Below are 25,941 nucleotides of genomic sequence, written 5' to 3' on the forward strand. Positions count from 1 at the left end.
CACTTTTCGTGAATTTCGATCTCATCATTTTCGATTGCGACGGCGTGCTGGTCGACAGCGAAGTCATTTCATGCCGCGCGCATGCCGAGACATTGACGCGTCACGGCTACCCGATCACATCGGAACAGGTACTCGAACGGTTTCTCGGTGTGTCTGACCGCGAGGCGCGCCAAACGATCGAACGCGAGATCGACCGAAAACTACCCGATGACTTCGAACAACAGGTGAAGGCGGCCACGCTGAAATTTTACGAGGGCGATTTGCAGGCGATCGCACATGTCGGCGACGCCATTGGCGCGATACGCCTGCCTAAATGCGTCGCTTCCAGCGGAACGCCCGAAAAGATTCGCCACGGGCTCAGCTGCGCCGGCCTCTACGACCAACTCGCGCCGCATATTTTCTCCGCTACGCAGGTCAGCCGCGGTAAACCGGCGCCCGATCTGTTTCTATTCGCGGCCGAGCAGATGAAGGTGCAACCGGCCCAGTGCCTGGTTATCGAGGACAGCGTTCCTGGCGTCACCGGCGGCCGCGCCGCCGGCATGACCGTGCTCGGTTTCCACGGCGGCAGCCATTGTCAGCCGGGCCACGCCGAGAAGCTGTGCGCCGCCGGAGCGGACATGATCTTCGACGATATGCGGCAACTGCCCGACCTGATTGCACGCATCGGTCGAAAGGTCAGCTAGATCAGCATCGCTTGGTTGAAGTCCGGCGTCGCCGCCGACATCAGATCAACAATCTTGCCGCGAGTTAACTGGGCACGGAACCCGCAGGTGATAGTTTCAGGTGAACCTGCGCGAGGGGAGCGGCGCATCCCAAGATTACCCGACAACCAAATATTGAAGACGGCCTCGTCGCTCACGCTCGTTGCGGCGGTGGCTATGCTTGCGCGAACCTGGCAGCTTTCACAGAACGAGTTTGGAAGGCAATACTACGCCGCGGGCGTGCGCAGCATGCTGGATAGCTGGCACAATTTTCTCTTCAACGCGTTCGACCCCGCAGGCTTTGTTTCCATCGACAAGCCGCCGGTGGCGATCTGGCTGCAGGTCGCCAGCGCCAAGCTGCTCGGCTTTGGCGCGCTTTCGATTCTGCTCGCCCAGGTGATGGCGGGATTGGCCGCGGTAGTGATCATCTACGCGCTGGTGCGGAAATATTGGGGCCGGACGGCAGGACTTATCGCCGCGCTGTCGCTCGCGCTGAGCCCGGTCAATGTCGCCGTCGACCGTTCCAACAATACCGAGAGCTGTCTCATCCTGGTGCTGCTGGCCGCCGTGTGGTTGGGGATGCGGGCTGCCGAAACCGGCCGGCTCGCGATGCTCTGCGCCGCGATGGCCGCGATCGGCATCGGCTTCAACGTCAAGATGGGAGCCGCGCTGGTGTTGGCGCCGGTACTGGCCCTGACGTTCAGCCTCGCCCGGCCCGGCGCTCCCGTCACCTGGCACCTCGGGCGACAAGCCATCGCAGGCATCGTCCTCGTTGCCATATCGCTGTCATGGGCGACCTTCTTCGATCTCACGCCGGCCCGGGACCGGCCCTATGCGGGCAGCACCAGGCACAATTCCATGCTTGAGCTCGCATTGGTGCATAATGGCGCGGCCCGCTTCCTTGCAATGTCCACGCCCGCAGGCAATCCGGCCATCTCCTCGCCCGCCGCCTCCGGCGCGACGGCGCCGGCAACCACGGCAGTCCGGCAACCCGTGATGACCGACGACTCGCCGACAGGCCCGCTCCGCCTGTTTCGGCCGCGGGCCGCGGCGCAGTTCGCCTGGCTGCTGCCGCTCGCGCTCGCGGGCCTCATTCTCGCCTGGCTGGACGCACGAAGTCCGGGCGCGCCCGTGTCACGCCGCGTCAGCGCCGGCGTGTGGACCGGCTGGCTCGTGCTGTACTGGATCGTGCTCAGCTTTGCCGGCGGATTGATCCACACCTACTATGTCGCCGTGCTCGGTCCGCCGCTCGCCGTGTTTTCCGGCATCGCTGTCGCAGGCCTCTGGTCGAGATGGAAAGCGGGCAAGTCCGGGCGGATATATCTGCCGCTGATCATCGTGGCCACGGCCTCTTGGCAAATCTATCTCTGCATGGCGCCATCCGAGGGAATCGGATCCGATTGGCTCAGCCTGACATGGCTCACCTCGATCGGGATCGCCGTGATTTGCGCGGCCGTTCTTTATGCATTGCCGCAGCAGGGCAGCAGTTTCGCAAAACTGCTCGCGGTCGCTTCCATTGGCGCGCTGCTCGTTCCGCCGATCCTGACCGCCGCGAGCGTCGTTCTGAGGCGCCCGAACATCGCGGCGCCGGTTGCGAACATGACCGCTTTGCTCGCGCCGTCAGATACGGAGCGCCAGGCAATGCGGACATCGCGGTTGGACGCCGGCCGCCAGAAGCTCATCAGTTACCTGACCGCCAATCGCGAGGCCGCGAACTTTCTCGTCGCTGTTCCCAACGCCAACGTCGCTGCGCCGCTCATTATCTCGACCGGCCTGCCGGTCATGGCGATCGGCGGCTATCTCGGCGACGATCCGATCCTGACGGCTTCGGACGTCGAACGGCTGGCCGCAGACAGGCAATTGCGCTTCGTGATGCTGGGCGGATTTACCCTGGCGCCGGCAAAGCAGGCGGCGGCGCTGGATCCGATCGCGCGATGGGTGCGCGCCCACGGCCGCCCCGTCGATCCAAAATTGTGGCGCCTGGCCGCTTCGAGCGGCACCCCCTACCGCATCAACCTCGGCAACGAATGGGTAGAGGTTCCGCCGCCCGAACTGTTCGATCTCTGGGATAATGCAAACGGCAACCGGTCGGGAGAGGCCGCTCGCCAGCAGCCCAGATAGATCTGGGGCGTGAACTCATAAATTCAGAGCAGTCGGCGGACGTCCGTTTTGGTGCGCATAACGGACTAAAGTCGGGTCGCGCCATGTCCGAAAAGCGCTCCACAACCGGACTCAAGCGGCTCAGCGCTGTTTCGTCGCGAGCGAGCAGCGTGCGATCGTTCGCCACCGCCATCCGAGCCAGCGGACAAATGATTCTTGCGGCAGAAACCTGGTATCGGACGGTTCGAATCTCGGTTAAAGGCCTCGATGGCATGCTTTCCAGCAGCATGACCACTTGGAAATTTATCTAAAGACTGGAAAAAACTCCTAGTCTGAAGGCGCTACGATATGGCCATCAAAGTGTATTTCGCGTCGGACCATGCCGGATTTGATGCCAAAAATAAGCTTGTCGAATATGTCCGCGATCAACTCAAATGCGAAGTCGAAGACTGCGGTGCCCTGGTAAACGATCCGCGGGACGACTACCCGGGAATCATTGCCGTTGCCGCCAAGAAACTTTCGGAAGACGTCGCTGCAGGGAAAGACAGTCGTGCCATCGTTGCCGGGGCTTCCGGACAAGGCGAAGCAATCGTAGCGAACAGGTTTAAAGGCGTTCGCTGCGCGCTCTACTATGGTGATCCTGGGAACGAGCAAGTGGACGCTTCCGGAAAACATCTGGATATTCTCATGTCGACGCGCGAACACAACAACGCAAATGCGCTCTCCCTCGGCCTTCGGTTTCTTACTCTCGATCAAGCCAAAGACGCCGTCACGCGCTGGCTCGCAGCACCGTTTCCCGGAGAAGCGCGCCACGCACGCAGGATTACTCAGATAGATCAAGTTTCGTAATATGTTTTGGAAGGCGGCAGGCTGGCGTCTGGGACCGGATCATGGATGCACTGGCCGCCGGTCACGACGCGGCCGGCAGATGATCGACACCTCCATCGTTCGCATGCACCAGCACGGAGCCAGCATCGTGGACAATGATTACCAAGATATGAGTCGCTCGCAAGCAATGTCGGCGTGTCGCAACCTGATACGACAAACTCGCCGCCAACTATCTAGCGTTCGTCAAGCTTGCATCAATCCGCATTTGGTTGCGTGCCAATGAGTCCGCGCTCTAACTGGCGTCGTATTTCTCCATCGGAAGATCTTTCATGTCCGGATGGTTCTTGAGCACGTCCATAACGTCGATGTGGGGACGGTCCTTAAGTTTCTCGGTCACGCAATTGTTGACGTACTTCCGGCGCGCGAGCCACTTCACTTTTTCGCCCTTCGCCCGCGCCTTGCATGCAACAATGGCCGTCTTTAGCGCGGCCCTGTCAGCCTTGGCCACAGGCGCAGCCTTCCCAGGTGCAGCCATGGCGATCGTGGGCGTCAACGCAGGGCCACCCGCAAGGGCCGCGGCGGTAAGGCATGTAAATAGAGCTGTGGCGAAACGAGACATGATGCAATTCCCCCCGGTACGCTGATTTGCGCGACTATTCTTGTTCCAAACGCGATGGATAACAGGCCATCGCCCCGCCAAACGCAAGGTTTTCGCCTCGGAATAAGGGGTATGACGCTGGATTTCCGGCTCTCGAGCCTATAATTGACCCCCTGACGCCGGATTGGCGCCCCATAAGCCCGACACCCAAGGTTCCATGAAGCCGCCGCGCAAGCTGCATATCAAGTCCTATGGCTGCCAGATGAACGTCTACGATGCGCAACGCATGGTGGACACGCTGGCGGGCGAAGGCTTTGTGGAGACAGCCAGTGCCGAGGATGCCGATCTGGTGATCCTCAACACCTGCCACATCCGCGAGAAGGCTTCCGAAAAGGTCTACTCCGAACTCGGGCGGCTGCGGGTCGCCAAGGATGAGGCGGCGCGTAACGGCCGCGAGATGCGCATCGCGGTCGCGGGGTGCGTGGCGCAGGCCGAGGGCGCGGAGATCATCCGCCGCGCGCCTGTTGTCGACGTCGTGGTCGGGCCGCAGAGCTATCATCATCTGCCGCAATTACTGGCGCGCGCGAAGAGCGAAGGCCGTGCGCTCGAGACCGAATTCCCGGTGGAGGACAAGTTCGGTTTTCTCCCGGCTCCCAAACCGGATGCGATCCGCGCGCGCGGCATTTCCGCTTTCGTCACCGTGCAGGAAGGCTGCGACAAGTTCTGCACCTTCTGCGTGGTGCCCTATACGCGCGGCGCGGAAGTCTCGCGCCCGGTGGCGAAGATTGTCGACGACGTGAAGCGGCTCGCCGACAACGGCGTGCGCGAGATCACGCTCATTGGCCAGAACGTCAACGCCTATCACGGCGAAGGCCCCGACGGACGGACCTGGCCGCTCGGCAGGCTGCTGCATCGGCTTGCCGAAATCGAGGGTATCGTGCGGCTGCGTTACTCCACCAGCCATCCCCGCGACGTCGACGATTCGCTGATTGCGGCGCATCGCGATCTCGCCGCGCTGATGCCGTTCGTGCACCTTCCGGTGCAGTCCGGCTCCGACCGGATCCTGGCGGCCATGAACCGCAAGCATACCGCCGATGATTATCGCCGCGTCATCGACCGTTTTCGCACAGCCCGCCAAGACATTGCTTTTTCATCGGATTTTATCGTCGGCTTCCCCGGCGAAACCGAGGGAGAATTTGCCGCGACCCTCGCGCTTGTCATGCAAATCGGATACGCTGGGGCGTATTCGTTCAAATATTCGCCTCGGCCCGGCACGCCGGCGGCGGACATGCAGGAGACGGTGTCAGCGGCTGAAATGGACGAGCGATTGGTGCGGCTTCAGGAATTGATCGACAGCCAGCAATCGGCCTTCAACAAGGCCATGATTGGCAACACCGTCGATGTGCTATTCGAACGCGCGGCCCGCAATCCCGGCCAGATCGTCGGCCGCACCGCGTACCTTCAGCCCGCGCATGTCTTTGCCTCGCCTGACATCATCGGACAGGTGCTGCCGGTCACGATCGGCAGCCTCGAGCGTTACAGCCTGCTCGGCGAACTCGCAGCCGCCCCCGCTGACGCTGCACCATCAACGCTTTCATCCATGACCCTTTCTTCTCAAGAAACCAATCCTTCTCAAGAAACTCAGGGAGCCTGAACCCTTGCCAAAAAGCGCATCGGATTCGCCTTCGCTAGCTCCCAGCCGCAAATTTGACCGCGACATGCAAGTTCCGCCCGAGACCCAGGTCGTCATCGACTTCGACGACAACCGCGCCGCTTCCGCGCTGGTCGGCCCCTACGGGCAAAACCTGGCGCTGGTCGAACGGCGGCTCGGTATCGTCGTCGATTCCCGCGGCAACCACATCACCATCGCCGGCTCCCGCGACGGCTGCGACGCCGCGCGGCGCGTGCTGGAGACGCTCTATGCCCAGGCCTTGCAGGGACATGACCTCTCGCAGGGCGAAGTCGAAGGCGCGATCCGTGCCGTGCTGGCCCAGGGCTCGCTGTTCGAGTTCGACGCCAAGACCGCCAAATCGTCGTTCGAGACCATCAACCTGCGCAAGCGTCCGGTGCGGGCACGCACCGCCGCGCAGGATTCCTACATTCGTGCGTTGAAGCGCCACGAGATGGTGTTCGGCGTCGGCCCCGCAGGCACCGGCAAGACCTGGCTTGCGGTGGCGCATGCCGCGCAATTGTTCGAACGCAAGGAAGTCGATCGCATCATCCTGTCGCGGCCCGCGGTCGAGGCCGGCGAGCGGCTCGGCTTCCTGCCTGGCGACTTGCGGGAAAAGGTCGATCCTTACTTAAGGCCGATCTACGACGCGCTGTACGATTTGATGGATTCGCGCATCGTCGAGCGCGCGCTGCAGGCCGGCGAGATCGAGATCGCGCCGCTGGCGTTCATGCGCGGCCGCACGCTGACCAATGCCGTCATCATCCTCGACGAAGCCCAGAACACCACTTCGATGCAGATGAAGATGTTCCTGACCCGGCTCGGCGAGAACAGCCGCATGATCATCACCGGCGATCCGTCGCAGGTCGACCTGCCGAACGGACAGGCCTCGGGGCTTGCCGAAGCGGTCAAGCTGCTCGACGGCGTCGAGGGCATTTCGCAGGTGAAATTCACCGCGGAAGACGTCATCCGCCATGAACTGGTGGCGCGGATCGTCGCCGCCTATGAGGGATTGCCGCAAAAACCGGCAACCAACAAATCTTGACCCAGAAATCGTCGGCGCCGGACCTGCCGCAGGCAGGCCCGGGGCGTAACCCGAACATGGCAATGCAAAGCGCTGGAACGCTCGTGTCGTCCGCCCTGCCCCTCACCGAAGTTCTGGTCGTCGCCGATTGCTGGCAGACCGAGCCGGACGCCGAGGCGGTGATCCATCGCGCCATCAATGCGGCGGCCGAAATCGCCGATGCCGATGTCGGCGAGGCCGAGCTCGCCGTCATGCTGACCGACGATGCCGGCATCCGCACGCTCAACAGCAACTGGCGCGGCATCGACAAGCCGACCAACGTGCTGTCGTTTCCGGCGCTGCAGCCGAGCGCAAGCGCGCCTGCCGACGCGCCACGGATGCTCGGCGATATCGCCATTGCCTACGAGACCACGCGGAAAGAGGCCGACGACGAAGAAAAGCCGTTCGATCATCACCTCAGCCATCTGGCGATCCACGGGTTCCTGCATTTGATCGGATATGATCACGAGAAAGACGACGACGCCGAAGCCATGGAAGGTCTCGAACGGGAGATTCTCGCGCAGCTCGGTATTCCAGATCCGTATGCGGACCGAGACCCGCATGCGGACCGGGAGCGGATGGACTAAAATGCCGGACTCCGACCCGATACAGGACAATCCGCGGGACACGCCCAACCTGCCAGCAGTGGTGCAGGAGGGCGAGGTGCTGCGTCCGACCGCCGACAGCTGGCTGATGCGCGCGATCCGCACGCTGTTCGGCTGGAGGGCAGGATCGGTCCGCGCCGATCTGCAGGTCGTGCTCGACGCCTCCACCCCGGATGATGTCGGCTTCTCCGCCATCGAGCGCACCATGCTGCGCAACATCCTCGGCCTCAACGAGCGGCGGATCGCCGACGTGATGGTGCATCGCGCCGACATCGTCGCGGTGAAGCGGGATATTCCGCTCGGCGAACTAATGAGCCTGTTCGAAAGCGCGGCGCATTCGCGACTTGTGGTCTACAACGAAACGCTCGACGATCCCGAAGGCATCGTTCACATCCGCGACCTCCTGGCGTTCATGACCGCGAGGGCGCGGGTCGGCGACACCACCAAGCCGAAGCGCAAGAAGCCGTTCCCGGCGGGCCTTGACCTGCGCGCGGTCGACCTCGCATTGCCGCTGGCGGAAGCCAACATCATCCGCAAGCTGCTGTATGTGCCGCCGTCGATGCGGGCGATCGACCTGCTGGCGCAGATGCAGGCCTCGCGCATCCATTTGGCGCTGGTGGTCGACGAATATGGCGGCACCGACGGGCTGGTGTCGATCGAGGACATCGTCGAGCAGATCGTCGGCGAGATCGACGACGAGCACGACAGCGACGAGCCGCCATCGATCATCCGGCAGGGAGACAATGCATTCATCGCCGACGCCCGCGCCAGCCTCGAGGATGCGCGCACAATGATCGGCGAGGAATTCGTCACCGGCGAGGCCGGCGAAGAAGTCGAGACGCTGGGCGGCTACCTGGTGGCGCAGGTCGGCCGTCTGCCGGTGCGCGGCGAGATCATTGCGGGCCCGGGCAATTTCGAGATCGAGGTGCTCGATGCCGATCCGCGGCGGGTCAAGCGGCTGCGGATCGGGATTCGGAAGGAACGTCCGACGCCGCGCACGGCGCGCGAGCGCAGCCGCCGCGAGAGCGCGCCCGATAGCAGCACGCCGCAGGCCAATGACAACACGCCACCGAGCTCCAGCGACGGAGCCGGCTCGCAGTGATGCCTCCAAGCAAATTCCGCGTGGCGGGACTCTCGATCATCCTCGCCTGGGGCTGGAAGCGCGCCGCGATCGCGCTGGTCGCGGGCGCGATGTCGGCGCTGTCGATGGCACCGTTCAATGCCTGGCCGGTGCTGTTCATCACCTTTCCGGTCGCGGTCTGGCTGATCGACGGGGCCGCGGCCGGAAAATGGCGCGGCGTGCCGGCAGCGGCACTATCAGGCTTCTGGTTCGGGCTCGGCTATTTCGTGCCCGGGCTCTACTGGACCGGCAACGCCTTCCTGGTCGACGCGCCGACCTTTGCCTGGCTGATGCCGTTCGCGGTGCTCGGCCTGCCGGCCTACCTGGCCCTGTTTCCCGCGCTCGGCTTCGCGCTGGCGCGGCTGATCTGGACGCGGGATGCCTCGCGGGTGCTGGCGCTCGCGATCGGGCTCACGGTCAGCGAATGGCTGCGCGGCTATGTGCTGTCGGGCTTTCCCTGGAATGCCTTCGGCTACGCGCTGTCGGAGCCGCTGGCGCTGGCGCAGACGGCATCGCTGATCGGGCTGTGGGGCATGACCTTCCTCAGCGTAGCGATCTTTGCGAGCCCGGCGGCGCTGATTGACGGGTCTTCGCGCGGCCGAAAGCCCTGGCTCGCGCCGGTGGCGGCGCTGTCGCTGCTCATCGCGATGGGTGTCTACGGCGCCGCGCGGCTGGCGCTGCAGCCGACCGCATTGACCAAGGTCAGGCTACGCATCATGCAGCCGAACCTGCAGCAGGACGTCAAATTCAACTATGCCGCCAAGGCGGAGGTGATGCAGAAATACCTTGCTCTGTCCGACCGCGCTTCCGGACCGCAATCCACCGGCGTGCGCGACGTGCAGATCCTGATCTGGCCGGAATCGGCTTTCCCGTTCTTCCTGACGCGGGAAGCGGACGCGATGGCGCAGATCGCCGAGCTGCTGCCGAAGGGCACGGTGCTGATGACCGGCTCGGTGCGCGCCCCGGACGGACCGCCTGGCGCCCGCGTCAGCCGCGCCTACAACTCGATATATGTGATCGACCATGACGGTGGCGTGCTGTCCGTCTACGACAAGCTGCATCTGGTGCCGTTCGGCGAATATCTGCCGTTTCAGGAGTGGATGGAAAAGCTCGGCTTCGTGCAGCTGACAAAGGTGCATGGCGGCTTCATTCCGGGCGCGCGGCGCCGCACGACGGAGATCCCGAATGCGCCGCGCGCGCTGCCGCTGATTTGTTACGAAGCGATTTTTCCCGGGAATATTGCAGCGCGTGATGACCGCCCCGGATGGATCGTCAACCTGACCAATGACGGCTGGTTCGGAAATTCGACGGGCCCCTATCAGCACCTGCAACAGGCGCGGCTCCGCGCCATCGAAGAGGGGCTGCCGATGGTGCGCGCCGCCAACACCGGCATCTCGGCGGTGATCGATCCCTCGGGACGAATTGTGGCACGGCTCGGTCTCGGCATCGAAGGCGTGCTCGATGCCAGCCTGCCGTCGGCGCTGCCGCCGACGGTTTATGCTCGTCTTGGAGATATCCCGGCCGCCATCATCGTGGCCGCCGCCCTGATCTTCATCGTCAGACGCCGCGCGGCAAAGCAGGCTGCCTGAGATTTGCACATCGCCAATTGTCACTGGTTTACTAAAAAAGCTGACTGTGCGGTTCCACCAGTTGACAGACAGCCTGCGATTCGCTTTCTGCGGTTGCAAGAGAATAACAACAACCAGTCACTTCATTGCTCAGATCGTCCCGCAATTCTACCCGATCCTCCGAGCAGATTTGACGGTATCGGCGCCTGGGGCACAGGCCTTCCACTGCCTCATTCCCGGCGCCAATCCAGGAGCGATGCAGATGTCCACCAAAGCGCCCAATCCGGTTGACAAGTATGTCGGCAGCCGCGTCCGGATGCGCCGCATCATGCTGGGCATGAGCCAGGAAAAACTGGGCGAAGCGCTCGGCCTTACTTTCCAGCAGGTTCAGAAATACGAGAAAGGCACCAACCGGGTCGGCGCCAGCCGCCTGCAGCAGATATCCGAGATATTGCAGGTCCCGGTGTCGTTTCTGTTCGATGGCGGGCCAAGCGGCGCGGTGAATGGCAACGGCTTCGCCGAAGGCGCCTCCCCGGCCTACGTGTCCGATTTCCTCGCCACATCGGAGGGTCTCGCGCTGACGCGGGCGTTCACGCGCATCGGCGATTCCAAAATGCGGCGCTCGATCGTCGAGCTGGTCGAGCAGATCGCGTCGCGCGATGGCCCCGATCAGCGCTGATTTTCATCCGCGCCGGTTTGATAATTTCGTATTCTGGAATATGCCATCATTTCGGACACGTTGGTGCGAGTCCGCGATGTGCAATTGCGCATCGGAGAATGACGCCGTATCGGATACGACATGACGACACCCAATCCGTTCGATTCCATGACGATCCTCGAGGGCATCCGCCGCTGGGTCGAGATCGAGACCCCCACCGAAGCGCCCGAACAGGTCAACAAGCTCGCCGACCTCGTCGCTGAAAGCTATCGCGGCCTGCCCGCCACCGTGGAGCGGATCGCCGGGCACTCCGGCTGCGGCGATCATCTGGTGGCGCGCTCGTCATGGGGGCAGGACGCTCCGGGAATCCTGGTGTTGAGCCATCTCGATACGGTGCATCCGCTTGGCTTCATCGAGCGGCTGCCGTTCCGGATCGCGGGCGACAGCGCATTCGGCCCGGGCATCTACGACATGAAGGGCGGCGCCTATCTCGCCCATCACGCGTTTCGCCAGGTTTGCACTGACGGCGCGTGGCCATCGCTCGGCATCACCCAGCTCTATGTCTCCGATGAAGAGATCGGCAGCCCGACGTCGCGCGCGCTGATCGAGGCCGAGGGACGGAAAGCGAAATATGTGCTGGTCACCGAACCGGCGCGCGACGGCGGCAAGATCGTGACGGGGCGCAAGGGCGTCGGGCGCTTTGAGGTTTTCATCAAGGGCGTGCCCTCGCATGCCGGCACCAGGCCCGAGGACGGCCGCAGCGCCATTCGCGAACTCGGCAATGTCATCCAGACGCTGGCGGCGATGAACGATCTGGCGCGCGGCATCACCGTCAATGTCGGCGTGGTCCGCGGCGGCACAAAGCCGAACGTGGTCGCGGAGGAGGCCTATGCCGAGGTCGATTTGCGCGTGCCGACCATTTCGGATTCCGACGAAATCACGGCGAAAATCCTCAATCTGAAATCGCGCACCGAGGGCGTCACCGTCAAGGTGATCGGCGAGTTGAACCGCCCGCCTTACGAAAAGAGCAATGCCGGGGCCGCGCTTTACGAGCATGCCAGAACGATTGCGGCGGAGATCGGTTTCGATCTGGTCGATACGTCGACCGGCGGCGGCTCCGACGGCAATTTTACCGCGCCGCATACCGCAACGCTGGACGGGCTCGGCGTCGACGGCCAGGGCGCGCATACCCATTACGAGCAGATGTACATCTCCTCGATCGAGCCGAGGGCGCGGCTGTTGTACCGGCTGTACCAGACGCTGCGATGATGACCGCCCCGCGCGATACCGGCGACCGCGACGCGACGCCGGATGACGGCGCGTCGGCACATGCGCGCGGCTCGTTCTTCGGCCGCCGCAAGGGTCACAAGCTTCGCATCCACCAAGCCGACCTGATTGATAATCTGCTGCCGCATCTGGCGCTCGATATCGGAACGGGCGCGCCGGAGCGTCTCGCCGATCTCTTCGAAGGCGAGATCGATGATGTCAGGCTCGAAATCGGATTTGGCGGCGGCGAGCATCTGATCGCGGAGGCGCAAGCCTTTCCGAATATCGGGTTCATCGGCTGCGAGCCCTATGTCAACGGCATGGCCAAGATCCTGACGCAGATCGAAGCCCACAACATCGGCAATATCAGGCTCTATGCCGGCGACGCCGCGGAATTGCTGGCCTGGGCTCCGCCGCGATCGCTGGCGCGGATCGATCTGATCCATCCCGATCCCTGGCCGAAGCGGCGGCACTGGAAGCGGCGCTTCGTGCAGGACGCTACCGTCAACGCAATGGCGCGCATCCTGAAAGACGGCGGCGAATTCCGTTTCGTCAGCGACATCGACGATTACTGCGCGTGGACGCTGGCGCATCTGATGCGCAGCTCCGATTTTCTCTGGACCGCGGAGCGCGCCATCGATTGGCAAAGGCCGTGGGACGGCTACACCATGACGCGCTACGGCCGCAAGGCCGAGCGCGAGGGACGCGTGGCGGCGTATCTGCGGTTTCGGCGGGTTGGTTAGAGCCGTCTTTCCGGGGCGTGCGCACACGAGCCCGGAAGCCATCCATTGCTCGGCAAGCGGAGAGATGGATTGCTTCGCTTCGCTCGCGATGACGGAGAGGGCCTGAGGCCGGATTACCGCGTCTTCCAGAACGCGACGACGCGCTGGGCGGTCGAGGGCATCAGGCGCACGTAGTTCACCCGCGCGCTTTCGATGTCGGCGGGGGATGCCGTCCGGTTCGGACCGAGCCGAAGCAGGATCAGCGCGCGCACGGTCGCCCATTCGATATCGATGGACTTCCCGGCGATCAGGATCGGATCGTAGCGATCGCCACCGATCAGGCGATCGAGGGTTTCGATCTTGACGCCGGTCATCGCCGACAGCGCGGCGATCGACTCCTCGTATTTGAAGGCCCTGGCAAAATTGAGCAATGCACCTTCGCCGAGCATGCCTTCGCGGTGGAGCTTCAGCACCGTGCGCTGCGCCGGCATGAAGTCGCGCCGCTCCTCGCGTTCGGACGGGCCGGTGATGGCGGCCATCGCCTGCTGGATGTCGGCCTGCCGCTCGGGCTTGACGACCTGGAACAGGCGGCGGCGGATGACGTCGATGGAGCCGGAGAGCAGCTCCTTCAGATTCGTAGGTGACAGATCGTCGCGCTGGCCAAGCTTGATGGTCAGCACGCCATCCTGGCCGGCGCGCTTGATCAGCGTCGAATAGCTGTTCTCGGAAAAGGCTGCGCCCGCATTGCCGGCGGTCCGCCTGATGACGTCGCGTTCGCCGCGGGCGACAATGACGTCGGTGAGATCGGATGAAAGCGTCGGCCGTTCCGCCATCGCCAGCAGATGACCCTGACCCTTCATCGACGCGATTTCGACCAGCATCTTTTCGTCGATGACCGGCGAGCGGCGCAGCAGCGGGCCTGCGATGGCAATCTCATCTTCGTGGGCAAGCTGGCCGACCAGACCACGCGGCGCGTTCGCCAGCAGCGACAGGCGCTCGGCGAGCTCGGCGCGCGCTTCAATCTCGGCATGCGGGACGAGACTGGTCAGGACTCCGTCGAACAGATCGACGTGATCGGAGCGGAAGCTCGCCGCCCCTTGCAAGAAAAGCTCGCTGATGCGGCGCGCGGCATCGGCGCGACGCTTGGGGTCGCCACGACTGACAATGTCGTCGAGTTCCGGGATCAGCGATGGTGAAATTATCATAAACCCACTCAAACCGGCCTGAATTGGCTGGTTTTCGGGAAATCTAGGCAGGGTTCGTGAATGAAGGGTTAGACTTTGCCCCCGCTCGCAAAGCTTGGCAAAATCGGACTTAACGGGATCCCGGGCCTTGTCGGATTGCGCAAAAACCGCTATATCCGCCCCAACTTATGGTTCTCATACGATCGCGTATTGAGAGTGGGCCCCCCGGGACCCGCTCTTTTTTATTACCTGAACGAGCCCGGCCCAGAAGGGCCTTAAAGGCGCGGTTCGGGGAACCGGCCGGACCGCCGGTTAAGGCCCGGCCTAAACCCATGCAAGCAAGACGCTTTTGACCCTGGACATGACCGATCCAACTGCTGGTTCCGTGGATGCCGAGTTGCTGGCCGAGCCCCGTCTCGTCGTCGAGCCGGGCGCCGCCGCGCGGGTATCGGCGGTGGCCGGACCGGTTTTGCAGGGAATGGGCTACCGGCTGGTCCGGATCAAGATTTCAGGCGAGGCCGGCTGCACGGTCCAGATCATGGCCGAACGGCCTGATGGTACGATGCAGATCGAGGATTGCGAGGCGATATCGCGGGCGCTGTCGCCGGTGCTCGACGTCGCCGATCCGATCGACCGCGCCTACCGGTTGGAGATATCCTCGCCGGGCATCGATCGACCGCTGGTGCGCCGCTCCGATTTCGAGCGCTACGCCGGTCATCTCGTGAAGGTCGAGATGGCTGTCGCCCATCAGGGCCGCAAGCGTTTCCGTGGTACGCTCGGCGGCGTCGAAGGCGATGCCGTGCGGTTACATCGGGATGACATACGCGCGGGCGAAGATGCCGACGTGCTGCTGGTGATGGAAGACATTTCCGATGCGCGACTGGTTTTGACCGACGAATTGATTGCGGAATCGATGCGGCGCGGCAAGGCCGCCGAGCGCGAATTGAAACAGAATCTCGGGCTGGCGCCGCCACCGCCGCCGCACGCCAAAAAAAGCGACCCGGCCAGGAGCAACAAGCCGAAGCCCAAGACCGGAAGCAAGACTGGCAAGAAGCTGGAGCCCAAAAAGCCCGAGCCGACCAATACCAAGAAACACCGCCTCGCCGCAGAAAGACTGCGCAGAGGCGACCTCGATCCTACCGAAGGAGACTAGGCTATGGCCGTCAGTGCCAACAAACTCGAACTGCTGCAGATCGCAGACGCGGTCGCCCGCGAAAAGTCGATCGACCGCGGGATCGTGATCGCTGCGATGGAAGACGCCATCGCCAAGGCGGCCCGCGCCCGTTACGGCAGCGAGACCGATGTTCACGCCGAGATCGACGCCAAGAAGGGTGAGCTGCGACTGTCGCGCCACATGCTTGTCGTCGAGCAGGTCGAGAACTCCTCGAACCAGATTTCGCTGGCGGACGCGCAGCGCGCCAACCCGGGCGCCCAGGTCGGCGACACCATCGCCGACACCCTGCCGCCGCTGGAATATGGCCGCATCGCCGCGCAATCCGCCAAGCAGGTGATCGTGCAGAAGGTCCGCGAAGCCGAGCGCGACCGGCAATACCAGGAATTCAAGGACCGCATCGGCGATATCGTCAACGGCGTCGTCAAGCGCGTCGAATACGGCAGCGTGATCGTCGATCTCGGCCGCGGTGAGGCCATCATCCGCCGCGACGAAATGCTGCCGCGCGAGGTGTTCCGCAACGGCGACCGCGTCCGCGCCTACATCTTCGATGTCCGCCGCGAAACCCGCGGACCGCAGATCTTCCTCTCCCGCACTCATCCGCAATTCATGGCCAAGCTGTTCGCGCAGGAAGTGCCTGAGATCTATGACGGCATCGTCGAGATCAAGGCGGTGGCCCGCGATCCCGGCTCGCGCGCGAAAATCGGCGTGATTTCGAGGGATTCCTCGGTGGATCCGGTCGGCGCCTGCGTCGGCATGCGCGGCTCGCGCGTGCAGGCCGTGGTGAACGAACTGCAGGGCGAGAAGATCGACATCATTCCGTGGTCGCCTGACATCGCGACCTTTGTCGTCAACGCGCTGGCGCCTGCCGAAGTCGCCAAGGTCGTGATCGACGAAGACCGCGAGCGGATCGAGGTGGTGGTCCCCGACACCAACAACCAGCTCTCGCTGGCGATCGGCCGCCGCGGCCAGAATGTCCGCCTTGCCTCGCAATTGACCGGCTGGGACATCGACATCCTCACCGAGCAGGAAGAATCCGAGCGCCGCCAGGCCGATTTCGAGAACTCGACCCGCGTCTTCATGGAAGCGCTGAACGTCGACGAGGTCGTTGGCCAATTGCTGGCGTCGGAAGGCTTTACCTCGGTCGAGGAACTCGCGCTGGTTGACGCCAAGGAACTGGCCGGCATCGAAGGCTTTGACGAAGAAACCGCCAACGAGCTGCAGAGCCGGGCGAGAGAATACCTGGAACAGCTCGAAACGGAGCTGGAAAACAAGCGTAAGGAGCTCGGCGTGGATGATGCTTTGAAGACGGTGCCCGGCGTGACCTCGAAGATGCTGGTCAAGTTCGGCGAGAACGACATCAAGTCCGTCGAGGATCTGGCGGGCTGTGCGACCGACGATCTTGTCGGCTGGACCGAGCGCAAGGAAGGCGGCGAGCCGACCAAGTTCCCCGGCATTCTCGACGCAAACGAGATCTCGCGCGACGATGCCGAGCGCATGATCATGCAGGCCCGCGTGATCGCCGGCTGGATCACCGAGGCCGAACTCGCCAAGCAATCCGAGGCGGCCGAGACCACCGAAGACCAGACGGCGTAATGCGGGTGTTCCGCAAAACCGAAAATCTTTTCTGCGCACAGACCGTGCGCAGATGACCGGAGCCACTAAACAGGCATGCTCGCTTTGGCTGATCCCGATCTCGACCATGGGCCGCGGACCGACAAGTCCGCGACCATGCGGATGTGCGCGGTCAGTCGCGAGGTCCGCCCGATCGACGAGCTGATCCGGTTTGTGGTCGCCCCGTCGGGCGACGTAATCCCCGATTTGAAGCGCAAGCTGCCCGGCCGTGGCCTGTGGGTCCAGGCCTCGCGCCGGACCGTTGCGGAAGCGGTGCGGCGTCACCAATTTAAGCGAGGGTTCAAGCGCGACGTTCGGGTTGCACCGACCCTTCCCGCCGATACCGAGGCCCTGCTGGAACGAAGCTGCACCGAGGCGCTGGCCATGGCGGCCAAGGCCGGGCAGGTCATTTCCGGCTTTGCCAAGGTCGAGGGCCTGCTCGAACAGGGCAGGGCCGGAGCCCTGATCCACGCTTCCGACGGCGCGGCCGACGGAATCCGCAAATTGGACGCTATCGCCGGGCAAAGGACCGGAAATATCGGTGAATCGCGGGGTTTACCGATCGTTACCGCTTTAACCTCGGCACAATTGGATTTGGCACTGGGCCGGTCAAATGTGATACATGCTGCGCTGCTCGCGGGCCCGGCGAGCAAAACGTTCCTGTCGCGCTGCCAGATCCTGGTTCGATACCGGATGGACGACGACGACAAGACCGGGGATGGCGGCCAGAAATTCTGACTGACGAAGATTGGTTCCGAAGCCTTGCTTCAATGACTGTGCGGATGCGCACAACGTAACGAGATTAGGACTGCTGAATGGTTGATACCAAAACGCCTGGCGACAAGACTCTGAGTGTTCCGACCAAGACCTTGACGCTAAAGCCGCGGGTCGAGACGGGCACCGTGCGCCAGAGCTTCAGCCATGGCCGGACCAAGCAGGTCGTGGTCGAGAAGCGTGGCAAGCGCCGCGTCGGCGGCGACGCGCCCGCCACCGAAACGCACGCGCCCGAGCCGGTCGCCGCCAAGCCGGCGCCCGCTGCAAAGCCCCCCCTCTCCCGCCCCGCGGCAGCGCCCGGCGCAGCGCGAAGCGGCTCCGGCGTGGTGCTTCGGACGCTAACGGAAGACGAGCGTTCGGCGCGCGCGAGCGCGCTGGCCGACGCCAAGGTGCGCGAAGTCGAGGAACGGCGGCTGGCCGAGGAAGAAGCCAAGCGCCGCGCCAGCCGTGAAGGCATCGAACAGGCCGAACGCGAAGCCGCCGAAGCCCGCCGCAAGGCCGAGGAAGAACGGCACCGGCTGGAAGAGGAAGCCAAGCGCAAGGCCGAAGTCGAAGCCAAGAAGCGATTTGGCGAGGCCGAGGCCAAGACCGCAACCGCGGCGACGACACCGGCACCAGCTGCAGCCCGACCGGCCGCAGCCCGCCCGGCTGGCGCCCGTCCGGCTACCGCGGCGGTGCCACCCGCGCGCGCTCCCGGCGTTGCCGCCGATGGTTCCGACGAGGATGAAGGTCCGCGCCAGGTCCGTCGCGGCCCCGGCGGCGCCGTCCGTGCCGTGACGCCCCCGAAGACGACCCACAAGCCGGGTCCGCAGAAGGAACGCGGCCGCCTGACGCTGGTCACCGCGCTCAATGCCGACGACGTGCGCGAGCGTTCGATCGCCTCGTTCCGCCGCCGCACCCAGCGCCTGAAGGGCCACGCCGCGAACGAGCCGAAGGAAAAGCTTATTCGTGAAGTGGTGATCCCGGAAGCGATCACGATCCAGGAACTCGCCAACCGCATGTCGGAACGCGCGGTCGACGTCATCCGCCTGCTGATGAAGCAGGGCGCGATGCACAAGATCACCGACGTGATCGACGCCGACACCGCGCAGTTGATCACCGAGGAAATGGGCCATTCCGTCAAGCGCGTCGCCGCGTCCGACGTCGAAGAGGGCCTGTTCGACGTCGTCGACGATTCCACCGATACCGAGCCGCGCTCGCCGGTCGTCACCGTGATGGGCCATGTCGACCACGGCAAGACCTCGCTGCTCGACGCGCTTCGCCACGCCAACGTGGTGTCGGGCGAAGCCGGCGGCATCACCCAGCATATCGGCGCCTATCAGGTGACCTCGCCGGAAAGCGGCAAGAAGATCACCTTCATCGATACGCCCGGCCACGCCGCGTTTACCGCGATGCGCGCGCGCGGCGCCAAGGTCACCGATATCGTGATCCTGGTGGTGGCGGCCGATGACGGCGTCATGCCGCAGACGGTGGAAGCGATCAACCACGCCAAGGCGGCGAAGGTTCCGATGATCGTCGCGATCAACAAGATCGACAAGCCCGATGCCAAGCCGGAACGCGTGCGCACCGAACTGCTGCAGCACGAGGTTCAGGTTGAATCGTTCGGCGGCGAAGTCGTCGACGTCGAGGTTTCCGCCAAGAACAAGACCAATCTCGACAAGCTGCTCGAGATGATCGCGCTGCAGGCCGAACTGCTCGACCTCAAGACCAACTCGGAACGCCCCGCCGAAGGCACCGTGATCGAAGCCAAGCTCGATCGCGGCCGCGGTCCGGTCGCCACCGTGCTGGTGCAGCGCGGCACGCTCAAGGTCGGCGACATCATCGTGGCCGGCGCCGAGATGGGCCGCGTCCGCGCGCTGATTTCGGACCAGGGCGAGAACCTCGACGAGGCCGGACCTTCGGTGCCGGTCGAAGTGCTGGGCTTCAACGGCCCTCCGGAAGCCGGCGACCGCCTCGCCGTGGTCGAGAACGAAGCCCGCGCCCGCCAGGTCACGAGCTATCGCGCCCACCAGAAGCGCGAGAACGCCGCCGCCTCGATTTCCGGCATGCGCGGCTCGCTCGAGCAGATGATGTCGCAGCTCAAGACCGCGGGCCGCAAGGAATTCCCGCTGATCGTGAAAGCCGACGTGCAGGGCTCGCTCGAAGCCATTCTGGGTTCGCTGGAGAAACTCGGCACCGACGAAGTCGCAGCCCGCATCCTGCATGCGGGCGTCGGCGGCATCTCCGAATCCGACGTTACGCTGGCGGAAGGTTTCAACGCCGCGATCATCGGCTTCTCGGTGCGAGCCAACAAGGAAGCCGCGGCGGCCGCCAAGCGCAACGGCATCGAAATCCGCTACTACAACATCATCTACGATCTCGTCGACGACATCAAAAAGGCGATGTCCGGCCTGCTCGCGCCGACGTTGCGCGAAACCATGCTGGGCAATGCGCAGATCCTGGAAGTGTTCAACATTTCCAAGGTCGGCAAGGTCGCCGGCTGCCGCGTCACCGACGGCACCGTGGAACGCGGCGCCAATGTGCGCCTGATCCGCGACAACGTCGTCGTGCATGAAGGCAAGCTCTCGACGCTGAAGCGCTTCAAGGATGAAGTGAAGGAAGTGCAGTCCGGCCAGGAATGCGGCATGGCGTTCGAAAATTACGGCGACATGCGTGTCGGCGACGTGATCGAGTGTTATCGCGTGGAGACCATCCAGCGCTCTCTGTAAGTCCAAGTCTTACGAAGAGCCTCGGATTTTATTGAAGTAAACCGTCATGCCCCGCCTTGTGCGCAATTGCGCATTGGGGCGGGGCATCCAGTAGTCAGCGCAATTAACTTCGGCCACGGAATGCTGGATCACCTGCCCATAAGGCGGGTGATGACGACAATTGGGATTTCCGACAATGCCTCGCCATCATACCAAGGGTTCCGCCCCCGGCGGCTCGCAACGGCAATTGCGCGTCGGCGAGACCGTGCGCCATGCCGTCGCCGATATTCTGTCGCAGGGTAACGTGCACGATCCCGACCTGGAAGGCCAAATCATCACCGTTCCCGAGGTGAGGATGTCGCCTGACCTGAAGCTTGCGACGATTTACGTGATGCCGCTCGGCGGCCGCGATACCGATGTCGTGCTCGCGGCGCTCGCGCGTAACAAAAAGTTCCTGCGCGGCGAGATCGCTCACCGCGTTAACCTGAAATTTGCCCCTGACCTTCGCTTTCGCGTCGACGAACGATTCGACGAAGCGGAACGGATCGAGAAATTACTGAGAACACCTGCGGTGCAAAGAGACCTCGCACCCGATTCGGACGACAAGTGATGATTATGCCCACCGCCAACGGCGGGATTGCGCAGCAAACTGCCGATTCGCAGGACACCGAAAAAAATATTTTTTCTAGTGAGTCGCATAGCGACGACCAAGGTCGCGCTGGCGGCGACGGACCTCGCGCCGGCGACGGCGAGCGCCGCGCTGGCGACGGCGAGCGCCGCCTCGATGAAGGCCAGCGCCGCGGCAACAACGATCCACGCCGCACCAAGCAGCCGCGCCAGAACAACCAGCCGCGCCGCGACAAGCGCGACGTTCATGGCTGGGTAATTCTCGACAAGCCGATCGGCATGACCTCGACGCACGCGGTTGCCGTGCTCAAGCGCCTGTTCCAGGCCAGGCGCGCTGGCCATGCCGGCACGCTCGATCCTTTGGCGTCCGGCGGGCTGCCGATCGCGCTCGGCGAGGCAACCAAGACGGTGCCCTTCGTAATGGATGGCCGCAAGCGCTACCGCTTCACGGTCGCCTGGGGCGAGGAGCGCGATACCGACGATACCGAGGGCCGTGCGACCCAGACCAGCGAGCTGCGGCCGTCCGCCGACGCGATCCGGGCCCTGCTGCCGCGCTTCACCGGCCTGATCGAGCAGATCCCGCCGCAATATTCCGCGATCAAGGTCCAGGGCGAGCGCGCCTATGACCTGGCGCGGGACGGCGAAACCGTCGAATTGAAGCCCCGCCCGGTCGAGATTCACGAATTAACCCTTGTAGAACATGGAGATAACGGCCAATCCGTGTTCGAGGCGGAGTGCGGCAAGGGCACCTATGTCCGGGCCTTGGCCCGCGATATCGGCCGGATTCTGGGCTGTTTCGGCCATATCTGCGCGTTGCGGCGGACGCTGGTCGGCCCATTCCGCGAGGCGGACATGATTCCGCTGGAAGAGTTGGAGGCTTTATGCAATAGAGCCGCGTCTGGCGAGGGAAGCCTCGCCGACGCGCTTTTGCCCGTTGAGACCGCGCTGGACGACATCCCGGCACTGGCCGTCACACGGGCTGATGCGGCAAGGCTCCACAGGGGCCAGGCCGTTTTGTTGCGCGGACGGGATGCGCCCAATAGTAGCGGCACAGTCTATGTCACGGTGGCAGGCCGGCTTCTGGCCCTCGCCGAAATTGGCAATGGCGAACTCATCCCCAAGCGCGTGTTCAACCTGACCGGACTGACTGCCAGTCCCGGTCGCAGCAATGAGAGAGTTTGACGATGTCGATTACCGCCGAACGCAAAGCGGAAGTCATCAAGACGAATGCCAACAAAGCCGGCGACACCGGTTCGCCCGAGGTTCAGGTTGCGATCCTGTCGGAACGCATCAACAATCTCACGGGCCACTTCAAGAGCCACGTGAAGGACCATCATTCACGCCGCGGCCTTTTGAAGCTCGTGCAGACGCGCCGTTCCCTTCTCGACTACATCAAGAGGAAGGACGAGGCGCGCTACAAGGCGTTGCTCGAAAAGCATAACATTCGTCGTTGATTTGAGAGAGTACGCGCGCTGTCTGCGCGCGTTTTCGCGTGATCTTCCGAACAAACGGACTCCGAATTTTTCGGAGACGATCATGCGCAAGAGCATCGTCCGATAAGGATCATGCTCGACAACGTCCAGCAGCAATCCGGCCGCTGGACAGGGCAAGGTGCCCGTGACTGCCGAGAGGATGGACGCCATCCGAAAGACAAAGACCATGGCAGGATCGCCGGACGCTGATCTCGTATTGCGATCAGCGTCCCGCAATCTTGCGCATGGTCTTTGTGTTTTTGGGCGCCGCTCTCTCGTGAACCGATGAAAGAAACCACTATGTTCAATAAGCATTCCGTCGAGATCGACTGGGGTGGACGTCCCCTCAAGCTGGAAACCGGCAAGATCGCCCGTCAGGCCGACGGCGCCGTGATCGCCACCTATGGCGAGACCGTCGTGCTCGCCACCGTTGTCGCCGCGAAGTCGCCGCGCGAAGGTGTCGACTTCCTGCCGCTGACCGTCGACTATCAGGAAAAGACCTACGCGGCGGGCCGCATTCCCGGCGGCTACTTCAAGCGCGAGGGACGTCCGACCGAAAAGGAGACGCTGGTCTCCCGCCTGATCGACCGCCCGATCCGGCCCTTGTTCGTCGACGGCTGGCGCAATGAAACCCAGGTGATCGTGACGACGCTGTCGCACGACATGGAAAACGATCCCGATATCCTGGCGCTGGTCGCCTCCTCGGCGGCGCTGACGATATCAGGCGCTCCCTTCAAGGGCCCGATCGGGGCTGCCCGCGTCGGCTTCATCAACGACGAGTATGTGCTCAACCCGACGCTCGACGAAATGGTCGAGACCCAGCTCGACTTGGTCGTCGCCGGCACTGCGGATGCCGTGCTGATGGTGGAATCGGAAGCCAAAGAGCTCAACGAAGACATCATGCTCGGCGCCGTGATGTTCGGCCACCGCCACTTCCAGCCGGTGATCAAGGCGATCATCGAACTAGCCGAGAAAGCCGCCAAGGAGCCGCGCGAAGTCAAGGTCATCGACGAAAGCGCGCTTGAAAAGGAAATGCTCGGCCTGATCGAGCAGGAGCTGCGCGCAGCCTACGCCATTCCGATCAAGCAGGACCGCTACGCCGCGGTCGGCAAGGCCAAGGAAAAGGTGATGGCGCACTACTTCCCGGAAGGGCAAGAGCCGAAATACGACAAGCTGCGCATCGCCGCCGTGTTCAAGGAACTCGAATCCAAGATCGTTCGCTGGAACATCCTCGACACCGGCAAGCGCATCGACGGCCGCGACGCCAAGACGGTGCGCAACATCATCGCCGAAGTCGGCGTCTTGCCGCGCGCCCACGGTTCGGCGCTGTTCACCCGTGGTGAAACCCAGGCGATGGTCGTAACCACGCTCGGCACCGGCGAGGACGAGCAGTACATCGACGCGCTGTCGGGAACGTACAAAGAGACGTTCCTGCTCCACTACAACTTCCCTCCCTACTCGGTCGGTGAAACCGGACGCCTCGGCGGCACCAAGCGCCGCGAGATCGGCCACGGCAAGCTCGCCTGGCGCGCGATCCATCCCGTCCTGCCGCCGCACCACGAATTCCCCTACACGGTGCGCGTGGTCTCCGAGATCACCGAATCCAACGGCTCGTCGTCGATGGCCTCGGTGTGCGGCGCCTCGCTGGCGCTGATGGATGCGGGCGTTCCCTTGAAGCGGCCGACCGCGGGTATCGCGATGGGTCTCATTCTGGAAGGTTCGCGCTTTGCGGTTCTGTCCGACATTCTCGGCGACGAGGATCATCTCGGCGACATGGACTTCAAGGTCGCCGGCACCGACCAGGGCATCACCTCGCTGCAGATGGACATCAAGATCGAGGGCATCACCGAGGAGATCATGAAGGTCGCGCTCGGCCAGGCCAAGGACGGGCGTATCCACATCCTCGGCGAAATGTCCAAGGCGCTGACCAATGCCCGTGCCGAGCTCGGCGAATACGCGCCGCGCATCGAAACCTTCAAGATCGCCACCGACAAGATCCGTGAAGTGATCGGCACCGGCGGCAAGGTGATCCGCGAGATCGTCGAGAAGACCGGCGCCAAGGTCAACATCGAGGACGACGGCACCGTCAAGGTCGCCTCCAACGACGGCGAGGCGATGAAGGCCGCGATCAAGTGGATCAAGTCGATCGCCTCCGATCCGGAGATCGGCCAGATCTACGAAGGCACCGTGGTCAAGGTGATGGAGTTCGGCGCGTTCGTGAACTTCTTCGGCGCCAAGGACGGCCTCGTCCACATCAGCCAGCTCGCTTCGGCGCGCGTGCAGAAGACCTCCGACGTCGTCAAGGAAGGCGACAAGGTCAAGGTCAAGCTGCTCGGCTTCGACGACCGCGGCAAGACCCGGCTGTCGATGAAGGTGGTTGATCAGGCCACCGGCGAGGACCTCGAGGCCAAGCAGAAGGCTGAAGCGCCGCAGCGCGAAGCCGCCGGCGAGTAAGGCATCGCTGGAATGTGAACAAGGGGCGGCCGAAAGGCCGCCCTTTTTTGTTATCCGCCTGCGTTACATTGGGAGTATTGAGGCACCTGTGCGGTTCCGCCGCAGGGCGTGAGGACAGAAAACGAAACCCGATTCCGATAGTCACCCGTAGCTTGCCGCGCGCAGCGGCGTATGGCGTCCCGTTCACAGGTATCCAACCAATTGCCCACAGGTAAGGAGAAATCGATGTCATCCATATCCCGGCGCCAACTGATGTTTGCCGCAACCGGTGTCGCTGCCATGGCCGCGACCCCGCGCATCGTCTTCGCGCAGGCCGCGGCGCCCGCCCCGGCGCCTGCCGCCGCAACCGGCCCATTCACGCTGCCGCCGCTGACCTATCCGACCAATGCGTTCGAACCCCATATCGACGCCAAGACGATGGAAATCCATCACGGTAAGCACCACGCGGCCTATGTCGCCAACCTCAATAACGTCGCCAAGACCAATCCGCAGTTGGGAACGGCGAAGATAGAGGACGTGCTCGGTAATCTGAATGCGCTGGATGACAGCATCAAATTCACCGTCCGCAACAATCTCGGCGGCCACGCCAACCACACCATGTTCTGGGAGATCATGGGCCCGAACGGCGGAAAGCCGGAGGGCGAGGTGCTGGCCGCGATCGACAAGGATCTCGGCGGCATGGAAAAATTTCAGAACGACTTCAACGCCGCCGGCGGTCGCCAGTTCGGTTCGGGCTGGGTGTTCGTCACCGTAGCCAAGGACGGCAAGCTTGCGATCGAGACCCGCCCGAACCAGGACAACCCGATGATGGACGGCAAGCGCGCTTTGATGGGCAACGACGTCTGGGAGCACGCTTACTATCTGAACTACCAGAACCGCCGCGCCGATTACCTCAAGGCGTGGTGGAATACGGTGAACTGGGCCAAGATCGCCGAGCGCTACGCCGCGGCGAAGGCCGGCACGCTCGGCGCGTAAGCGCGATCTGACAAGCAAAAACGAAAAGGGCGACCTCGCGGCCGCCCTTTTTACTTTCATCGCGATCGATGATCGCCCGCGATGC

24 protein-coding genes and 1 pseudogene are annotated in these 25,941 nt (G+C 63.4%); 22 read left to right on the forward strand and 3 right to left on the reverse strand.

Annotation, left to right across the window (positions count from 1 at the left end):
- Positions 1-8: 8 nt before the first annotated feature.
- Entirely contained in the window at positions 9-683 is a 675-nt protein-coding gene (locus V1294_RS02645; protein ID WP_334504470.1) for an HAD family hydrolase, read from the forward strand.
- On the opposite strand, the gene V1294_RS02650 is transcribed toward V1294_RS02645, so the two are convergent.
- A complete protein-coding gene (locus V1294_RS02650; protein ID WP_334487367.1) occupies positions 680-859 on the reverse strand; it encodes a hypothetical protein in 180 nt (59 codons plus the stop codon). The two genes, V1294_RS02645 and V1294_RS02650, sit on opposite strands and share 4 nt — an antisense overlap.
- 19 nt (positions 860-878) lie before the next feature.
- Between V1294_RS02650 and V1294_RS02655 the strand changes: the two genes are divergently transcribed.
- The 4 genes and pseudogenes from V1294_RS02655 to V1294_RS02670 form a co-directional block, all read left to right on the forward strand.
- Complete coding sequence (locus tag V1294_RS02655; protein WP_334494985.1) at positions 879-2,822, forward strand: glycosyltransferase family 39 protein; 1,944 nt, start codon at positions 879-881, stop codon at positions 2,820-2,822.
- A gap of 83 nt (positions 2,823-2,905) precedes the next feature.
- Positions 2,906-3,112: a hypothetical protein gene (locus V1294_RS02660; protein ID WP_334487371.1), complete on the forward strand. Its 207-nt coding sequence runs from the start codon at positions 2,906-2,908 to the stop codon at positions 3,110-3,112.
- A 37-nt stretch (positions 3,113-3,149) separates the two neighbouring features.
- On the forward strand, positions 3,150-3,650 hold the full coding sequence (locus tag V1294_RS02665; protein ID WP_334487373.1) for an RpiB/LacA/LacB family sugar-phosphate isomerase: 501 nt from the start codon (positions 3,150-3,152) through the stop codon (positions 3,648-3,650).
- 161 nt (positions 3,651-3,811) lie between these two features.
- Positions 3,812-3,925: pseudogene (locus V1294_RS02670) on the forward strand (IS5/IS1182 family transposase); the annotation flags it as partial.
- Here V1294_RS02670 and V1294_RS02675 read toward each other — a convergent pair.
- Positions 3,922-4,248 (reverse strand): hypothetical protein, encoded by a 327-nt coding sequence (locus tag V1294_RS02675; RefSeq protein ID WP_334494986.1) that lies wholly within the window; start codon positions 4,246-4,248, stop codon positions 3,922-3,924. The pseudogene V1294_RS02670 and the gene V1294_RS02675 overlap by 4 nt on opposite strands.
- Before the next feature lie 196 nt (positions 4,249-4,444).
- Between V1294_RS02675 and miaB the strand changes: the two genes are divergently transcribed.
- From miaB to trmB, 8 genes are all read left to right on the forward strand, one after another.
- The gene (gene miaB / locus V1294_RS02680) at positions 4,445-5,881 is read left to right on the forward strand and encodes a tRNA (N6-isopentenyl adenosine(37)-C2)-methylthiotransferase MiaB (protein ID WP_334494987.1); all 1,437 of its coding nucleotides are present in this window, start codon (positions 4,445-4,447) and stop codon (positions 5,879-5,881) included.
- A 4-nt stretch (positions 5,882-5,885) separates the two neighbouring features.
- Positions 5,886-6,941, forward strand: coding sequence for a PhoH family protein (locus V1294_RS02685; RefSeq protein ID WP_334487379.1), 1,056 nt, complete (start codon positions 5,886-5,888; stop codon positions 6,939-6,941).
- 83 nt (positions 6,942-7,024) lie between these two features.
- Positions 7,025-7,546, forward strand: coding sequence for an rRNA maturation RNase YbeY (gene ybeY, locus V1294_RS02690; protein ID WP_442895313.1), 522 nt, complete (start codon positions 7,025-7,027; stop codon positions 7,544-7,546).
- A 1-nt stretch (position 7,547) separates the two neighbouring features.
- Positions 7,548-8,666: a hemolysin family protein gene (locus V1294_RS02695; protein ID WP_334494989.1), complete on the forward strand. Its 1,119-nt coding sequence runs from the start codon at positions 7,548-7,550 to the stop codon at positions 8,664-8,666.
- Entirely contained in the window at positions 8,666-10,273 is a 1,608-nt protein-coding gene (lnt, locus tag V1294_RS02700) for an apolipoprotein N-acyltransferase (RefSeq protein ID WP_334494990.1), read from the forward strand. Before V1294_RS02695 ends, lnt begins: the two co-directional genes overlap by 1 nt.
- Positions 10,274-10,514: 241 nt before the next feature.
- Positions 10,515-10,931, forward strand: a complete 417-nt coding sequence (locus V1294_RS02705; protein WP_108512652.1) for a helix-turn-helix domain-containing protein — start codon at positions 10,515-10,517, stop codon at positions 10,929-10,931.
- 120 nt (positions 10,932-11,051) lie between these two features.
- Complete coding sequence (locus tag V1294_RS02710) at positions 11,052-12,179, forward strand: M20 family metallopeptidase (protein WP_334494991.1); 1,128 nt, start codon at positions 11,052-11,054, stop codon at positions 12,177-12,179.
- Positions 12,179-12,919 carry a tRNA (guanosine(46)-N7)-methyltransferase TrmB gene (gene trmB / locus V1294_RS02715; protein WP_442895420.1) on the forward strand — a complete coding sequence of 247 codons (741 nt, stop codon included), beginning with the start codon at positions 12,179-12,181 and terminating at the stop codon, positions 12,917-12,919. Before V1294_RS02710 ends, trmB begins: the two co-directional genes overlap by 1 nt.
- Before the next feature lie 113 nt (positions 12,920-13,032).
- Here trmB and V1294_RS02720 read toward each other — a convergent pair whose 3' ends face one another.
- Positions 13,033-14,103 (reverse strand): DUF2336 domain-containing protein, encoded by a 1,071-nt coding sequence (locus V1294_RS02720; protein ID WP_334494993.1) that lies wholly within the window; start codon positions 14,101-14,103, stop codon positions 13,033-13,035.
- 340 nt (positions 14,104-14,443) lie between these two features.
- Between V1294_RS02720 and rimP the strand changes: the two genes are divergently transcribed.
- The 9 genes from rimP to V1294_RS02765 all read left to right on the forward strand — a co-directional run bounded on the left by rimP (position 14,444) and on the right by V1294_RS02765 (position 25,856).
- Complete coding sequence (gene rimP, locus V1294_RS02725; RefSeq protein ID WP_334494994.1) at positions 14,444-15,235, forward strand: ribosome maturation factor RimP; 792 nt, start codon at positions 14,444-14,446, stop codon at positions 15,233-15,235.
- Between the two features lie 3 nt (positions 15,236-15,238).
- On the forward strand, positions 15,239-16,849 hold the full coding sequence (gene nusA, locus V1294_RS02730) for a transcription termination factor NusA (protein ID WP_108512657.1): 1,611 nt from the start codon (positions 15,239-15,241) through the stop codon (positions 16,847-16,849).
- A gap of 75 nt (positions 16,850-16,924) precedes the next feature.
- A complete protein-coding gene (locus tag V1294_RS02735) occupies positions 16,925-17,605 on the forward strand; it encodes an RNA-binding protein (protein WP_334494996.1) in 681 nt (226 codons plus the stop codon).
- A 77-nt stretch (positions 17,606-17,682) separates the two neighbouring features.
- Positions 17,683-20,349, forward strand: a complete 2,667-nt coding sequence (gene infB / locus V1294_RS02740; RefSeq protein WP_334494998.1) for a translation initiation factor IF-2 — start codon at positions 17,683-17,685, stop codon at positions 20,347-20,349.
- Between the two features lie 175 nt (positions 20,350-20,524).
- Positions 20,525-20,938, forward strand: a complete 414-nt coding sequence (gene rbfA, locus V1294_RS02745; protein ID WP_108512660.1) for a 30S ribosome-binding factor RbfA — start codon at positions 20,525-20,527, stop codon at positions 20,936-20,938.
- Entirely contained in the window at positions 20,938-22,137 is a 1,200-nt protein-coding gene (gene truB, locus V1294_RS02750) for a tRNA pseudouridine(55) synthase TruB (RefSeq protein ID WP_334495000.1), read from the forward strand. The genes rbfA and truB overlap by 1 nt, the downstream gene beginning before the upstream one ends.
- Before the next feature lie 2 nt (positions 22,138-22,139).
- Positions 22,140-22,409 carry a 30S ribosomal protein S15 gene (gene rpsO, locus V1294_RS02755; protein WP_108512662.1) on the forward strand — a complete coding sequence of 90 codons (270 nt, stop codon included), beginning with the start codon at positions 22,140-22,142 and terminating at the stop codon, positions 22,407-22,409.
- A 318-nt stretch (positions 22,410-22,727) separates the two neighbouring features.
- Entirely contained in the window at positions 22,728-24,881 is a 2,154-nt protein-coding gene (gene pnp, locus V1294_RS02760) for a polyribonucleotide nucleotidyltransferase (protein WP_334495002.1), read from the forward strand.
- A gap of 225 nt (positions 24,882-25,106) precedes the next feature.
- Complete coding sequence (locus V1294_RS02765; protein ID WP_334495003.1) at positions 25,107-25,856, forward strand: superoxide dismutase; 750 nt, start codon at positions 25,107-25,109, stop codon at positions 25,854-25,856.
- Positions 25,857-25,941 lie beyond the last annotated feature (85 nt).

It is taken from the genome of Bradyrhizobium sp. AZCC 1678 (assembly GCF_036924765.1).
GTDB lineage: Bacteria > Pseudomonadota > Alphaproteobacteria > Rhizobiales > Xanthobacteraceae > Bradyrhizobium > Bradyrhizobium algeriense.

Bases quoted from the DNA above. Each gene is read 5' to 3' on its own strand.
- V1294_RS02655 (WP_334494985.1), top strand. From the start codon at position 879: ATGCTTGCGCGAACCTGGCAGCTTTCACAGAACGAGTTTGGAAGGCAA.
- V1294_RS02660 (WP_334487371.1), top strand. From the start codon at position 2,906: ATGTCCGAAAAGCGCTCCACAACCGGACTCAAGCGGCTCAGCGCTGTT.
- V1294_RS02665 (WP_334487373.1), top strand. From the start codon at position 3,150: ATGGCCATCAAAGTGTATTTCGCGTCGGACCATGCCGGATTTGATGCC.
- V1294_RS02675 (WP_334494986.1), bottom strand. From the start codon at position 4,248: ATGTCTCGTTTCGCCACAGCTCTATTTACATGCCTTACCGCCGCGGCC.
- miaB (WP_334494987.1), top strand. From the start codon at position 4,445: ATGAAGCCGCCGCGCAAGCTGCATATCAAGTCCTATGGCTGCCAGATG.
- V1294_RS02695 (WP_334494989.1), top strand. From the start codon at position 7,548: ATGCCGGACTCCGACCCGATACAGGACAATCCGCGGGACACGCCCAAC.
- lnt (WP_334494990.1), top strand. From the start codon at position 8,666: ATGCCTCCAAGCAAATTCCGCGTGGCGGGACTCTCGATCATCCTCGCC.
- V1294_RS02705 (WP_108512652.1), top strand. From the start codon at position 10,515: ATGTCCACCAAAGCGCCCAATCCGGTTGACAAGTATGTCGGCAGCCGC.
- V1294_RS02710 (WP_334494991.1), top strand. From the start codon at position 11,052: ATGACGACACCCAATCCGTTCGATTCCATGACGATCCTCGAGGGCATC.
- trmB (WP_442895420.1), top strand. From the start codon at position 12,179: ATGACCGCCCCGCGCGATACCGGCGACCGCGACGCGACGCCGGATGAC.
- V1294_RS02720 (WP_334494993.1), bottom strand. From the start codon at position 14,103: ATGATAATTTCACCATCGCTGATCCCGGAACTCGACGACATTGTCAGT.
- rimP (WP_334494994.1), top strand. From the start codon at position 14,444: ATGACCGATCCAACTGCTGGTTCCGTGGATGCCGAGTTGCTGGCCGAG.
- nusA (WP_108512657.1), top strand. From the start codon at position 15,239: ATGGCCGTCAGTGCCAACAAACTCGAACTGCTGCAGATCGCAGACGCG.
- V1294_RS02735 (WP_334494996.1), top strand. From the start codon at position 16,925: ATGCTCGCTTTGGCTGATCCCGATCTCGACCATGGGCCGCGGACCGAC.
- infB (WP_334494998.1), top strand. From the start codon at position 17,683: ATGGTTGATACCAAAACGCCTGGCGACAAGACTCTGAGTGTTCCGACC.
- rbfA (WP_108512660.1), top strand. From the start codon at position 20,525: ATGCCTCGCCATCATACCAAGGGTTCCGCCCCCGGCGGCTCGCAACGG.
- truB (WP_334495000.1), top strand. From the start codon at position 20,938: ATGATTATGCCCACCGCCAACGGCGGGATTGCGCAGCAAACTGCCGAT.
- rpsO (WP_108512662.1), top strand. From the start codon at position 22,140: ATGTCGATTACCGCCGAACGCAAAGCGGAAGTCATCAAGACGAATGCC.
- pnp (WP_334495002.1), top strand. From the start codon at position 22,728: ATGTTCAATAAGCATTCCGTCGAGATCGACTGGGGTGGACGTCCCCTC.
- V1294_RS02765 (WP_334495003.1), top strand. From the start codon at position 25,107: ATGTCATCCATATCCCGGCGCCAACTGATGTTTGCCGCAACCGGTGTC.